Below are 13011 nucleotides of genomic sequence, written 5' to 3'. Positions count from 1 at the left end.
TGTTACATGTTAAATAATCAATACTGCTCTCCAGCATAAACATGCGTTCACTCAATACGACACAGAAAGGAGATCAGTGTGCATATCCTCGATTTGGCAGGTATCGCCATATACTTCATTGCGATGTTATATATCGGCTACCGCAGCTCTAAAAAAGTACAAAGCAGCAACGACTTTGCTGTCGCTGGAAACAAAATCACTTGGCCAATACTATTCGCGACGCTTGCCGCATCATTTCTTGGCGGAGGGGCATCGATGGGCCGTGCAGGTCAAACATTTGATCATGGCTATGCATTCATGTTTGCCGCGATGGCTTTCCCAATCGCTACCATGATTGTTGGCGTTTTCATTGCGCCCAAATTGAAGAAATATAAAGATGCTCATACCGTCGGTGACATTATGGAGTATCACTACGGCGTGCCTGCACGAATCTTTACCGGTGTTTTCTCACTTTTATTCTGTGTCGGTATTTTAGGTGCTCAAGCCCTTGCCATTGGCACGGTATTTAACATTTTACTGGGTGTCGACGTCGTGACAGGTATTGTCATTGGGATGGTTGTGGTGCTTGTGTACTCCACCATGGGGGGAATGTGGGCGGTTATACAAACGGATGTTATCCAATTCGTGATGCTTGGCTTTTTCTTACCACTAACGATGTACATTGGCATAGAGTTGGTCGGAGGACCAGGTAACTTAGTCGCAAGTATTCCTGAACTGCACTTTTCTGTGATGGGGGAATACAGCTGGGGCGTTTTTCTTTCTATCTTTATTGCTTTCCTTCTCGGCGAGACTTTGGTTCCACCGTATACTCAGCGCGCATTAGCGGCGCCAGACTCACGCAATGCTAAGATTGGCTATACCGTTGCTGGCGCATTTGGTGTTCTGTTTTGTTTTGTCAGTTCAACGATCGGCATCATATCTTTTGTCTTGTATCCAGATACCTCACCAGACCAAGCACTTCCGACACTGATTCGTAATGCGCTGCCTGTAGGTCTTACTGGTTTAGTACTGGCTTCCTTACTGGCTGTTGTGATGTCGACTGCCGACTCTTACCTCAACTCAGCATCGGTCGTTTTTGTAAAAGACATCTACACCCGCTTTTATGAACCAAACTGCCCTGAAGAGAAAAAACTGAAACTAGAGCGTGGGGTAAACCTTGTCATTGGTCTTGGTGCTATCGCATTTGCGCTGATGGCGACCGATATCATTGATGCGCTACTCATGAGTTACGCACTTTGGGCGCCAACCATCTTGATTCCTTTTATGGCCGGTGTGCTGTTGGACATTAAGTGCAACCGTTCCGCCATCCTGGCCATTCTAGCCGGCGCTGTCGTGACGTCATGCTGGAAGTGGGGTCCTTGGGATCTTCAAGGTATCACCGGACTGTCAGCGCTTATTGCAGGTGTCGTTGCTAACATTTCGGTCTTCATTACATCACGAAAACTATTCAGTCAGAAACCGACCCTAATGGCGAGCAACGTTAAGTAAGGAGAAACGTCATGATGTTATTTAACTTAGCTGTTTATGGTTCAGTGGTCATCTCTATGGTAACCGTGTTCTATATCGCAGTGAAAGCCATCAAGTTTTACAAAGAAAACTAATCTCTTGCGCGCAACGTACCGGTTGCGCGCCTTCCCTTTCAGATATAGGACGTTCACATGAGTACCGTTATTGTTGTTGGTTCAGGTGTTATTGGGTTGTCGGTGTGTGAAGCGTTAATTCAAGATGGACACGGCATTATATTAATTGATGAAAATGTCCCAGGCAGCCAAACCTCATTTGGCAACGCTGGGTTAATCGCTGATTATGCGAACTCACCCCTGGCGAACATGGATACACTGCGTAAACTTCCTTCTCTTCTATCGAATAAACACAGTGGTGTTAGCCTCGATATCAGAGACACCCACAAGTTAATGCATTATGGAATGAAGTTTGTCCAAGCGGCATTAAGTGACAACTTCGCGCGCAATCAAGAGACGCTTTCAAAAACGCTATCTTTGTCGTTGCAAGCTCATATTGACCAGATAGATCGCCTTCATTTAAAGGATTTGGTGCTTGAAAACGGGTGCCTTCATCTTTACAAAAACAGTCCTGAAACCGAAGCCGACCTTACAGAAATAGTGGCACAAAAGAAAAAGTTTGATATCGACTGTGAATTCGTCTCTAAAGAGACGGTTCACTCATTAGAGCCAAACGTTAACCTGGATGGTGTAACCGGCGGCATTTTTTACCCTAAGACTCGCAGCCTGTTGAGCCCAGAAAAACACGCTGAAGCGCTATTTAGAAGATTAAATTTACACTCTGGTTTTAAGTATATTGACGAAGCCGTATTGGCGTTTGAGCAAGACGGTCAATCTGTCTGGGTGAAAACAAACAGCCAGCAAATCAAAGGCGACGAGCTGGTGCTCTGTGCCGGAATCGGGACAAATCAATTATTGGACACTTATGGAGTCCAAATTCCGGTTGTGAGTGAGCGTGGCTACCACATTGAATTGGATGCTACTGAGCTCCAAATTAATCGCCCCATTGGATGGCAGGGCAAGTATTTCTTTGCAACCCCAATGTCTGATGCGATTCGCCTGGCGGGAACCACAGAGTTTGCCGACCGTGCTCGAAAGACAAGGCACCAACACCATCAATTGTTAGAGGTGTGGAGCAAAGCATTGTTTACTCAAGATGCGAAGACACGTTCAAAGTGGATGGGGGTTCGTCACTCGTCACCGGATGGTATCCCTGTCATTAGTCGCCTCCCGAGTATGCAGCGCGTGAGTGTATGTTTCGGTCATGGGCATCTCGGGCTCACAATGGCCGCATTTTCCGGTCAGTTTATAAAAGAGATGATTCGAGGCAATGCAGATAAAGATCTGGGCAAAGCGTATTCACTAGAGAGGTTTTAAATGCTTGGGCAGTTTCTCGTTATCGGTGCATTTATATTGTGGGGGATCGCTCCACTCTATTTTCACTATGTCGAAATAGACAGCATCATGCACATGATGGCCCTACGTATCCTGTGGCAATGTGGTTTTGTTTTAGGGGCATTAAAGCTAAGTGGCTTTAATTTTGGTCAATTAAATCGGATTTCATTACCTTCTCTGGGGTATACCGCTCTGGCTGGGTTGGTGCTCAACATTTCGTGGTATGGATTTATCTATGCGCTAACAAATAACTTAGTACTCAGTTCAAGTCTGGCGTACTTCATCTGCCCGTTATTGGTGATTGCCGTATCTGCGTTGTTTTTTTCTGAACCTCTGTCACGAACACAAAAGTTGGCAATCAGTGTCATGTTACTGGCGTTGCTGTGGTTGGTGATCAATAACGCTTCAAACTTGTGGTTACCGATGATGATTGCTGTCGCTTTTGCATCTTATTACGTACTACGGAAAAAATCTGAATTACATGGTAGCCGATCAATCGCTGTTGAGCATTTGGCACAGCTAATCTTGGTTCCGTGTATTTTGGTTTTTTACCCAGATTGGACAGTCGAGTCACTTTTAGATCTGCAATCAACGGCGGTTATTGTCACGGGTATTCAAGTGGTGCCAGTGTTGCTGCTTACTTTGGCGGTCAATCGTGTCCCTCTTCAGCAAATTGGTATCATTCAATATATCGAGCCGACCTTGCATTTTGCGATTGGTTATCTTGTGTTTAAGGAACACTTAAACTCTGACATGTTGATCTCAATGATTGGTATATGGCTCGCTATTCTAATTTGGCTACTGCCCTTCATCCGTCGAGCAAGAAAACAATTTTTGGCCAATTAATAAATTGAACATCAAAAGGAAACTGATTATGACTCATATTATCCGCAAGCATATCAATGACCGCATGAGCAAAATTGTCACTCACAACAACACCGTTTATTTGTGTGGCCAGGTTGGCAATCGTGGTGACACTATCGAAGCGCAAACTCGTGAAGCGCTGACACGAGTTGATAGACTTCTTGAAGAAGCTGGCAGTGATAGAAAGCACATCCTTCAAGCCATTGTCTGGCTCTCAGATATGGATGACTTTTCTGCCATGAATGATGTTTGGGACAACTGGTTTGAACCCGGATCAGCTCCCGCTAGAGCCTGTGGTGAAGCAAAGCTTGCCAGTCCAGAACTCAAGTTTGAGGTCATTGTGACAGCCGCACTGAAAAGCGAATAGCGCCCCAGTAGACACTCATAAGCACTTGTCGTGATTTAATGCTCTGAAAATGAGAATTCTCCAGCGGTGAGTGACGACCCAAGCAGACCAACCTACTGGCGTCGTCACTCCTGCGGATCCCTCAGGACTTAAATCCGGCGGCTTGCATCAGGGCGCGGAATCCGAAGGATACCAGCGCCAGTGAGGCGACACTCCCCACCCAAATCAAGATCAGCCAGGACCACTGCTTCAACGGTTGCTTCATGCCCGGTTTTGGGGTGGTCACTTTCTCCATAATTCCTCCTTTTCTGCAATTACATTGTCATATCAGGCGGTGCTGTGGACGAAGCGCATCAGTGATAGGCTTCCCCGGCTTTCACCTTGCCGCTGAATACGGAGTAGCTCCAGTAGGTGTACACCAGAATAAACGGGATGATGAACAGGGCCCCGACTAGCATGAATCCCAGGCTTTGTGGTGGTGCGGCAGCTTCCCAGATGCTGATTTCCGGCGGAATGATATTCGGCCACAGGCTGATCCCTAAGCCGCTGAACCCGAGGAATGTCAGCAGCAGCGCCATCACGAATGGGCTGGTTTGTCCGCCGCGTTTCACCGCCGTGGTGATCCGCCACAGGCAGAACAGGGAAAGCAGCGGTACCGGTGCCAGGAAGTACAGGTTCGGCAGGCTGAACCACCGCTCGGCAATCTGCGGATAGGCCAGCGGCGTCCACAGGCTGACGACAACTATGGCAATCGCAAAGGCGGCCAGCAGCGGCGTGGTGGCCTGATACATCCGGCGCTGGAGGTCGCCTTCAGTTTTTTTGATCAGCCAGGTGGCGCCCAGCAGGGCGTAAGTCACCACGAGCCCCAGGCCGCAAAAGAGCGTGAACGGTGTCAGCCAGTCAAACGCGCCGCCGGCAAAACTGCGTCCGACGACCGGGAAGCCCTGGATTACCGCGCCGACGGTCACGCCCTGGCAGAAGGTGGCGACGATCGAGCCGATGATAAACGCTTTGTCCCAGAAGGCGCGGTGGTTTGGCAGCGCCTTGAAACGAAACTCAAAGGCCACACCTCGGAAGATCAGGGCAATCAGCATGATGGAAAGCGGGATGGTCAGGGCGTCGACGATCACCGCGTAAGCCAGCGGGAATGCACCGAACAGCCCGGCGCCGCCGAGCACCAGCCAGGTCTCATTGCCGTCCCAGACCGGGGCGACGGTGTTGACCATCAAGTCCCGATCGTCTTTGTCGCGGACCAGCGGCATCAGGATCCCGATGCCCAAATCAAAGCCGTCCATGGTGATATACATCAGGGTGGCGAAAATAATAATGCCGAACCAGATCACGGCAAGTTCAATACCCATGGGGTTCTCCTTCTCAAATAAGCCGGGTGTTACACGCGGCCGGAAATCGACAGCGGTTCGTGGTCAGGGAGGGCATCACCGGGTTCGGCGTCACCGTTGTGATCCGGGCCTTGTTTGATTTGGTGAATGAGATAGACATACCCGATCCCGAACACCAGGGAATAGACCACGAAGAAAGTCAGCAGGCTGATGCTCATGTGCAGCTCGCTGTGGGCCGATACCGCATCCTTGGTGCGTTGCAACCCGTGGACCACCCAGGGCTGGCGGCCGACTTCGGTGGTCACCCACCCGGCCAGGATGGCGATGAGGCCGGAGGGGCCCATCAGCAGGACAAATTTGAGGAAGGTCTGATTGTGATAAAGCGTCCCTTTGCGGCGCAGCCAGAGGCCGATCAGGCCCTGCAGGATCATCAGCAGCCCCAGCGCGACCATGATGCGGAATGACCAGAACACCACCGGGGCGTTCGGCCGATCTTCGGGGGCAAAGTCTCTCAGGGCCGGGATCTGCTGGTCCCAGCTGTGGGTCAGGATCAGGCTGGCCAGATAGGGGATTTCGATTTTGTAGTCGGTCTGCTCGGTGTCCATGTTCGGCATCCCGAACAGGATCAACGGTGTCGGCTCGCCGTCGCTGTTGTCCCAGTGCCCCTCAATCGCTGCGATTTTGGCAGGCTGGTAAACCAGGGTATTGAGCCCGTGCAGATCGCCGATCACCGCCTGGATTGGTGCGGTGATGGCCAGCATCCACAGCGACATGGAAAACATCCGCTTGATGGCAGAACTCCGGTTGCCCTTGAGCAAATGCCAGGCTGCGGAGGCGCCGACAAACAGCGCGCTGCTCAGGAATGCCGCGACGACCATGTGGAACAAGCGGTACGGGAAGGACGGGTTGAAAATCACCGCCAGCCAGTCCACCGGCACCACCTGGCCGTTGATGATCTCGTGGCCCTGCGGGGTGTGCATCCAGCTGTTCGAGGCCAGGATCCAGAAGGTGGAAATCAGAGTGCCGAGCGCGACCATACAGGTGGCAAAAAAGTGAAGTCGATCGCCGACCCGGTGCCAGCCGAATAACATCACGCCGAGGAACCCGGCTTCGAGGAAGAAGGCGGTCAGCACCTCATAGGTCAGCAGCGGCCCGGTAATGCTCCCGGCAAATTCCGAGAAACCGCTCCAGTTGGTGCCGAACTGATAAGCCATGACCAGGCCGGAAACGACGCCCATTCCGAAGTTGACGGCGAAGATTTTCGACCAGAATTGATAGAGGGCTTTGTAATCGGGATTGCGGGTTTTGAGCCAGAGTCCTTCCAGTACCGCCAGGTAGCTGGCGAGGCCTATGGTGATGGCGGGGAAAATAATGTGGAATGATACCGTGAAAGCAAACTGGACACGGGCCAGCATAAACGCATCAACATCGAACATAAGACGACCTGCGATTGTGATTGATGATGCCGGGATATTAGGCTGTAGCACATGTTTGGCATAGATACAGAATGGGACGCTTTATCTATAACAGATCTGTGTTATGGTTTGTTATATTTTTGTTGCCTGCCCCTGTAGCCCACTGTGCGAGGAAATCCTGTCATGGCGAAATATGAACAACTGGTCAGCCAGATCCAGCAGCAAATCCATACCGGCGTCTGGCTGGCGGGGGATAAGCTGCCGTCGCTGCGCAAACAGGCCGAACATGCCGGGATGAGCCTGATGACTGTCTTGCAGGCTTATCAGGTGCTGGAAAGCCAGGGCTGGGTGGTGTCTTATCCCCGCTCCGGTTATCGGGTGGCGCCGAAAATGGCGCAACAGGTTCAGGACACCATGGCGGTGCAGCCGACCGAATCGGTTGATGTGAACGATTTTATTTTTGATGTGCTTCAGGCCAGCCGTAACCCGCGTATGGCCAGCTTCGGCCACGCGTATCTTGATCCGGCGCTCGCACCGCGTCATCAGGTCAACAAGTCACTGACCGCGGCGGTGCGCACCATGCCGCTTTCCAGCGTGGTGGATAATCTGCCGCCGGGTAACGATGAGCTGCGCCACCTGATCGCCAAACGCTACGCGGCGCAGGGGATGAATATTTCCCCGGATGAGATTGTGATCACCGCCGGGGGCCTGGAAGCGCTGAACCTGAGCTTGCGGGCGGTCACCCGGCCGGGCGACTGGGTGGTGGTCGAGTCGCCGACGTTCTACGGCGCGTTGCAGTCGCTGGAGAATCTGGGACTGAAGGCGATTGCGGTGCGTACCCATCCCGGCGAGGGGATCGATCTGGGGTCGCTGGAGCGGGCGCTGCAAACCCATCCGGTGCGGGCCTGCTGGCTGATGACCAACCTTCAGAACCCGCTCGGTTATTCCCTGTCGGTGGAGAAAAAACAGCAACTGGCCGCGCTGCTGAACAAGTATCAGGTCCATCTGATAGAAGATGATGTCTACAGTGAGCTGTATGTCGGTGACAGCAAGCCGCTACCGGCCAAAGCCTTTGACGCACAGGGCCGCTTCACGCACTGCTCGTCGTTTTCCAAAACCCTGGTAGAAGGGTTTCGCATCGGTTGGGTGGCCGCCGGGAAGCAGGCGCTTAAGATCCAGAAACTTCAGCTGATGAGTACCCTGACAACCAGCGTGCCGATCCAGCTGGCGCTGGTCCATTATCTGACCACCCGTAATTACGGCAGTCATTTGCGCCTGCTGCGCCGTACGCTGGATCAGCGCAAAGCGGCGAACGAAGCCTGCCTGAAAGCACATTTACCGGATTGCGTGCGGATTTATAATGCCGAAGGCGGCTATTTCCTCTGGGTCGAACTACCGCGGCATGTCGATACCACGGCGCTGTATCATCTGGCGTTGGCAGAGACGATCAGCATTGCGCCCGGCCGAATGTTTGCCACCAGTGATCAGTTCAACCACTGTTTCCGGTTTAATGCCTCTTTTGCCCTCACGGATGCCCACCAACAGGCAATTGCCCGGTTGGGTGAGCTGGTCAAACAGTTGATCTAGACTCCGGTGCAAAGGCCCGGGGTTTGGCGGGACAGGATCAGAGCCGGGCTGGACCTGGGTTGGATCTGGGGTGGGTGGCGTGAGTCGGCTGAGCCATTGTTGGTGCTCTCGGTTGGACGAGTGCGTATGGATGATCTAGGCTGGTCGATCTAGTTTGGCTGATGGAAACGCTGCGTGGCGGGTTGAACCCATTTAGGAGGCATATCGCCACGCAGCAGCTGGAGTTGGGGACTTACTATTTAACCGCAGCCGTGACCAGCAGCTCGACTTTCAGCTCCGGGCGGGCCAGCGCAGCTTCGCCGCAAGCGCGTGCCGGCTGGAAGCCTTCTTCAAACCACGCATCCCACACCGCGTTCATTTCGGCAAAATCCTTCATGTCGGCCAGCCAAACCGTGGTTTGCAGGATATGGTTTTTATCAGAGCCGGCTTCGAGCAGTAGCGCTTCGACCCGGCGCAGGGCTTCGGCGGTTTGCTCGGCAACACTGGTGCCGGCAACACCCACCTGGCCACACAGATAAACCGTGTCATTGTGGATCACGATTTTACTCATGCGTTGGTTGGTGTGCTTTCTGATGATTTGAGTCATGGGTGTTTTCCTTGGATTGATAAGGCTGAATAAAAGAGTTCTCGATCGGTGTCAAACTGACGAGTTCGCCTAGTTTCAACGGCTTGATCGGGTGACGAATGCGGTAGTATCCAACGTGTGCGGGCTGAGTGCCAGTCTCGGTGGCAATAATTTCTGCCACGGTCGGGCCGCAGTAGCGTCCCTGGCACGGTCCCATCCCGCAGCGGGTCAGGCTCTTGATTTGGTTGATCCCGTTGCACTGGTTGCGCGCCAGGCGGCGGATCTCTCCGGCAGTGACTTCTTCGCAGCGGCAAACAATGGTGCGATCGGCCGGGGCCAACGCTTGTTGAGGCGGCGGATACAAGGTATCGAGAAACGGCCGGATCGCCAGCTCCTTGCCTATTTGGGCAAGCAGCGGCTCAGTCTGCTGCTGGTTTTGCGCCTGGCTCAGATAGCCCAGGGAACGGAGCGCTTCGCAAGCAACCAGGCTGCCTTGCAACTCGGCCACTTTGGCCCCGCCGATCCCACTGCCGTCACCGGCGACGGCAACGCCGTCCAGCGAGGTGTTGTGAAAGGTATCCAGCACCGGGCGCCAGCAACGCTGCACGCTATCCCATGTATGGTCGAGGCCCATGGCGCGGGTAAGCTGGACATTGGGGATCACCCCGATGTGGCTCAGCACGGTCGTCGCTTCCAGGCTGACTGCTTTGCCTTTGCTGCGAAAGCGCAGTTGCTCGACGGCCTGCTCGCCGACGGCTTCAATGTCACTGGCCTGGGTATAGTGGGCGACGCCAGCCTGTTTGATCTGGCGCAGCAGCTTCAGCCCTTTGACCAAATATTGATGGCCCTGCAGCGCGCCGGCCAAGTGGCGGCTGGCTTTGAGGTAGCTGCCCGGCATTTGGGTATCGACAATTGCCGCCGGCGGTGCCCCGGCACTGATCAACTGGGCGGCCAGTAAGTACAGCAGCGGTCCGGTGCCTACCATCACCGCGTTGTGGGGCGCGACTTGGGCGGTTTTGAGCAGGATCTGGCTGGCCCCGGCGGTCATCACCCCCGGCAGGGTCCAGCCCGGAAACGGGAAACTGCGCTCAATCGCACCGGTGGCGAGGATGATCCGTTTGGCCTGCAGCTGTTCACTCTTGCCGTGGCGGCTCCAGTAGACGGTCCGATCGGTATCGACCCGCCAAATCATGGCTTCGGTGATGTGCTCCAGGGGGGCGGCGTCGAGCGCCTGCACCAGGCTGGCCCCGTGAAGGTAATCCGGTCCCAGCACCTCGCTCAGCGGGTGGCCATCAGCGGTAATGGCGCGGTAAATCTGCCCGCCGGCCCGGGCTTGTTCATCAAGCAGCACCACGCTGGCCCCGGCGTTGGCACATTGCGTCGCGGCCGCCATCCCTGCCGGTCCGGCCCCGATAATACAAACATCGACTGTACGCATAATTCTTCCTTAGTTGGCTAAATAACGCTGGCGCTGGTGGCTCAGTATCGCTGGCGTTTGACCTGCATGCCCGGCGTAATCTGGCGCATGCAGCCCTGTACGTTCGGCTCTCCATCAACTTCGACCCGGCACTCAAAGCAGCTGCCCATCATGCAAAACGGCGCACGCGGAGACTGGGAAGTCGGCGTTTCGCGGGTATGGTCGATCCCGGCCGCCAACAGGGCGGCGGCGATGGTGTCGCCTTCGCGGGCGGTCATGGCTTGGCCCTCCCAGTGAAACACCACCGTTGGGGCAGGTGAGGCGTTATCGAGCCTCAGAAATTTCGAATCGTTTTTCACTGAATGGCTCCAAATCAGGTTGGTTGGCATCGTTTTCGAGCCACAACGGCAGCAGATAGCTGTGCACGGCGGCCAGCGTGATCCCGCTGTGGCAGCTGATGATGTACGCGCCCGGATGTGAGTCGGACTGCTGATAGATCGGCAGGCCGTCCGGCGAAATCACCCGCAGCGCCCCCCAGCTGCGGATCAGCTTGGTGTGGGCCAGGAAGGGATAGACGGCAATTGCCCGCTCGGCAATCGCGGCGGTGACGGCCAGGGTATCCTGATCATCAAATCCGGCGTTTTCCTTGGAATCGCCGATCTGGATCCCGCCCTCATCGACCTGGCGGATAATCCCGGACGGGCGCTTCATCATCGGCGGCATTTTTTCGGTGATCAGCACCTGGCCTTTCTGGGGCTGCACCGGCGCTTTTAATCCGACTTGCGGGCCGAGCTGTGCGGCGCCCAGCCCGGCGCACAGTACCAGCTTGTCGCTGTGAAACTGGCGGCCGTCAGTTGTGGTTGCCTGGTAGCGGCCATGGGCATCGCGTTCAATGTGCTTGACCTGAACCCGGGTGATCCGCTCGCCGCCCAGTTCGGTGATCGCTTGCGTGTAGGCTTTGAGCAGTTTGAGCGGGTTGAGGTGGCCGTCTTCAGCGCCGTAAATGGCGCCGACTACATTCGGTCCGATGGTGGGTTCTTCCTGGCGCAGGCGTTCACGATCCCAGATCTCATACGGATGATCGCTGCTGAGCACCTGACGAAGGTGGTCGTACTGGGCAGCGCGGGCCATCATTTCCGATTCGCTGAAATGGAAATCGTAGCCGCCGTTTTGGACCAGGTTGACATCAATGCCGGTGGACGCCAGCAGCTCGTCGGCCAGGGTACGCCACATCCCGACGGAGCGGCGGGTCCAGGCGGCATAGTGCGGGGCGTCCAGTCCTTTACAGGAGAGCCAGACCAGGCCGAAGTTGCCCCGGGAAGCGCGGTGATCGCGGTCGCCGCCATCCAGGATGGTCACCCGGTGGCCGGCTTTGAGCAGGCCGTAAGCCACGGCGCAGCCCACGACACCGCCGCCGATAATGGTATATTCCGGTTTCATGACATTTCTCTTCAGGGTTGCAGTGGCGGGGCAGGCGCCCCGCCGTCGGTTGGGTGCAGGATTAATTCGGGGTCTTTTCCAGCGCCTGATCTAAAATCGACTGGCTCCACTCGGCACCGATATCGTTCAGGATCTCCGGCCACACAGTACTGCGCACTTTGGCTGAGGTTTGCGCCAGTTGTTGCGGACTGACTTTGATGATTTCAGCACCGTTAGCTGCGAGTTTTTGCTCGTTCGCAACCTGATCCTGCTCCGCATGTTGCCAGCGGCGTTGCTCGAAATCGGCTGCGGCCGTTTTCAGTGCTGCCTGTTCGCTGTCTGACAGGTCCTTAAAGCGCTCGCTGTTAATCATCAGATACCAGATCTCAAAGTGAGTATTGAGCGGAATATAGGTTTGGGTCACATCGCGGAACGAGGCGTAATAGCCTTCGGCACCCGAACCAATCACCCCGTCGACGACCCCGGTTTGTACCGCGGTGAAGGCTTCAGAAAATGGCAACGGCGAGCCGATGTAACCGACGTTGTCTGCCAGCAACTGGAAGCTTTTGATCGGCGGTACCCGCAATTTAATCCCCTTGCTGACATCCGGCTGGCCCGGCTCAACGGCGTCGCGGTTGAGCGAGATCCCGCCGAAATAGACCGGGTAGGCGGCCAGCAGGGTGATGTCCTGCTGGGCAAACAGTTTTTCCATCGCTTCGCGAACCGGGGCACCGTCACCGTAAATGGCCTGCGCTTCAGCCCAGTTGGTGGCGAGATACGGTAGCAGGCCCAGCTGCATCCGGCGGTCGGTGGCGGTTGAGGCGGGTTGAACCGCCATGTCGATGGCGCCGACTGAAATACGCTCCTGTACCAGGGTGTAGTCACCGAGGGCGTTGGCGGCATAGACGCGCAGTTTAACATCACCATCTGTGGCGGCTTTCAGTGCTTCACCCATGCGTTTGACATCCTGATCGATCACGGTGCCTTGCGGGCGCACATGACTGATTTTCAGCGTTGCGGCCGTTGCCGGCAGTGCGCTCAGCGCCGAGGCGGCCAGCAGCAAGGCGTAGGCGGCTTTTTTCAGCTTGAAGATTTTGTTCAGTTTGAAGCTATGGGTGAACTTACCTGTCAATTTCATCATCA

General features: G+C 54.9%; 13 protein-coding genes. 5 read left to right on the top strand and 8 right to left on the bottom strand.

Annotated elements, in window-relative coordinates; all coding sequences use genetic code 11:
- The first annotated feature begins 78 nt into the window (after positions 1-78).
- From NNL38_RS19440 to NNL38_RS19425, 4 genes are all read left to right on the top strand, one after another.
- Positions 79-1488: a sodium:solute symporter family protein gene (locus NNL38_RS19440; RefSeq protein ID WP_255392096.1), complete on the top strand. Its 1410-nt coding sequence runs from the start codon at positions 79-81 to the stop codon at positions 1486-1488.
- Between the two features lie 170 nt (positions 1489-1658).
- A complete protein-coding gene (locus NNL38_RS19435; RefSeq protein ID WP_255392095.1) occupies positions 1659-2897 on the top strand; it encodes an NAD(P)/FAD-dependent oxidoreductase in 1239 nt (412 codons plus the stop codon).
- Positions 2898-3761, top strand: coding sequence for an EamA family transporter (locus NNL38_RS19430; protein WP_255392094.1), 864 nt, complete (start codon positions 2898-2900; stop codon positions 3759-3761). It begins immediately after the preceding gene.
- Positions 3762-3789: 28 nt separating this feature from the next.
- Complete coding sequence (locus NNL38_RS19425; RefSeq protein WP_255392093.1) at positions 3790-4146, top strand: RidA family protein; 357 nt, start codon at positions 3790-3792, stop codon at positions 4144-4146.
- Positions 4147-4267: 121 nt separating this feature from the next.
- On the opposite strand, the gene NNL38_RS19420 is transcribed toward NNL38_RS19425, so the two are convergent.
- Genes NNL38_RS19420 through NNL38_RS19410 form a run of 3 tightly spaced genes read right to left on the bottom strand, consistent with a single transcriptional unit; the run spans position 4268 to position 6901 of the window.
- Positions 4268-4420, bottom strand: a complete 153-nt coding sequence (locus NNL38_RS19420; RefSeq protein WP_439651417.1) for a DUF2474 domain-containing protein — start codon at positions 4418-4420, stop codon at positions 4268-4270.
- A gap of 58 nt (positions 4421-4478) precedes the next feature.
- Positions 4479-5486, bottom strand: a complete 1008-nt coding sequence (gene cydB / locus NNL38_RS19415; RefSeq protein WP_255392092.1) for a cytochrome d ubiquinol oxidase subunit II — start codon at positions 5484-5486, stop codon at positions 4479-4481.
- A gap of 29 nt (positions 5487-5515) precedes the next feature.
- Positions 5516-6901, bottom strand: coding sequence for a cytochrome ubiquinol oxidase subunit I (locus NNL38_RS19410; RefSeq protein ID WP_255392091.1), 1386 nt, complete (start codon positions 6899-6901; stop codon positions 5516-5518).
- A 162-nt stretch (positions 6902-7063) separates the two neighbouring features.
- Between NNL38_RS19410 and NNL38_RS19405 the strand changes: the two genes are divergently transcribed.
- Entirely contained in the window at positions 7064-8467 is a 1404-nt protein-coding gene (locus NNL38_RS19405; protein ID WP_255392090.1) for an aminotransferase-like domain-containing protein, read from the top strand.
- A 235-nt stretch (positions 8468-8702) separates the two neighbouring features.
- Here NNL38_RS19405 and NNL38_RS19400 read toward each other — a convergent pair whose 3' ends face one another.
- The 5 genes from NNL38_RS19400 to dctP form a co-directional block, all read right to left on the bottom strand.
- Positions 8703-9053: a RidA family protein gene (locus tag NNL38_RS19400; RefSeq protein ID WP_255392089.1), complete on the bottom strand. Its 351-nt coding sequence runs from the start codon at positions 9051-9053 to the stop codon at positions 8703-8705.
- The gene (locus NNL38_RS19395; RefSeq protein WP_255392088.1) at positions 9010-10470 is read right to left on the bottom strand and encodes an FAD/NAD(P)-dependent oxidoreductase; all 1461 of its coding nucleotides are present in this window, start codon (positions 10468-10470) and stop codon (positions 9010-9012) included. The genes NNL38_RS19400 and NNL38_RS19395 overlap by 44 nt, the downstream gene beginning before the upstream one ends.
- Positions 10471-10511: 41 nt before the next feature.
- Positions 10512-10838, bottom strand: coding sequence for a (2Fe-2S)-binding protein (locus NNL38_RS19390; protein WP_255392087.1), 327 nt, complete (start codon positions 10836-10838; stop codon positions 10512-10514).
- Positions 10774-11889: an NAD(P)/FAD-dependent oxidoreductase gene (locus tag NNL38_RS19385; RefSeq protein WP_255392086.1), complete on the bottom strand. Its 1116-nt coding sequence runs from the start codon at positions 11887-11889 to the stop codon at positions 10774-10776. Before NNL38_RS19385 ends, NNL38_RS19390 begins: the two co-directional genes overlap by 65 nt.
- Positions 11890-11950: 61 nt before the next feature.
- On the bottom strand, positions 11951-13009 hold the full coding sequence (gene dctP, locus NNL38_RS19380; protein ID WP_255392085.1) for a TRAP transporter substrate-binding protein DctP: 1059 nt from the start codon (positions 13007-13009) through the stop codon (positions 11951-11953).
- Between the last annotated feature and the right edge of the window lie 2 nt (positions 13010-13011).

This window comes from Photobacterium atrarenae (assembly GCF_024380015.1).
GTDB classification, from domain to species: domain Bacteria; phylum Pseudomonadota; class Gammaproteobacteria; order Enterobacterales; family Vibrionaceae; genus Photobacterium; species Photobacterium atrarenae.
This window is presented reverse-complemented; position numbering and strand designations above follow the sequence as displayed.

What these genes read in the sequence shown, in the direction of transcription:
- cydB (WP_255392092.1), bottom strand. Translation starts at nt 5,486, where the DNA reads ATGGGTATTGAACTTGCCGTGATCTGGTTCGGCATTATTATTTTCGCC.
- NNL38_RS19395 (WP_255392088.1), bottom strand. Translation starts at nt 10,470, where the DNA reads ATGCGTACAGTCGATGTTTGTATTATCGGGGCCGGACCGGCAGGGATG.
- NNL38_RS19410 (WP_255392091.1), bottom strand. Translation starts at nt 6,901, where the DNA reads ATGTTCGATGTTGATGCGTTTATGCTGGCCCGTGTCCAGTTTGCTTTC.
- NNL38_RS19385 (WP_255392086.1), bottom strand. Translation starts at nt 11,889, where the DNA reads ATGAAACCGGAATATACCATTATCGGCGGCGGTGTCGTGGGCTGCGCC.
- dctP (WP_255392085.1), bottom strand. Translation starts at nt 13,009, where the DNA reads ATGATGAAATTGACAGGTAAGTTCACCCATAGCTTCAAACTGAACAAA.
- NNL38_RS19430 (WP_255392094.1), top strand. Translation starts at nt 2,898, where the DNA reads ATGCTTGGGCAGTTTCTCGTTATCGGTGCATTTATATTGTGGGGGATC.
- NNL38_RS19420 (WP_439651417.1), bottom strand. Translation starts at nt 4,420, where the DNA reads ATGGAGAAAGTGACCACCCCAAAACCGGGCATGAAGCAACCGTTGAAG.
- NNL38_RS19425 (WP_255392093.1), top strand. Translation starts at nt 3,790, where the DNA reads ATGACTCATATTATCCGCAAGCATATCAATGACCGCATGAGCAAAATT.
- NNL38_RS19435 (WP_255392095.1), top strand. Translation starts at nt 1,659, where the DNA reads ATGAGTACCGTTATTGTTGTTGGTTCAGGTGTTATTGGGTTGTCGGTG.
- NNL38_RS19400 (WP_255392089.1), bottom strand. Translation starts at nt 9,053, where the DNA reads ATGACTCAAATCATCAGAAAGCACACCAACCAACGCATGAGTAAAATC.
- NNL38_RS19405 (WP_255392090.1), top strand. Translation starts at nt 7,064, where the DNA reads ATGGCGAAATATGAACAACTGGTCAGCCAGATCCAGCAGCAAATCCAT.
- NNL38_RS19390 (WP_255392087.1), bottom strand. Translation starts at nt 10,838, where the DNA reads ATGCCAACCAACCTGATTTGGAGCCATTCAGTGAAAAACGATTCGAAA.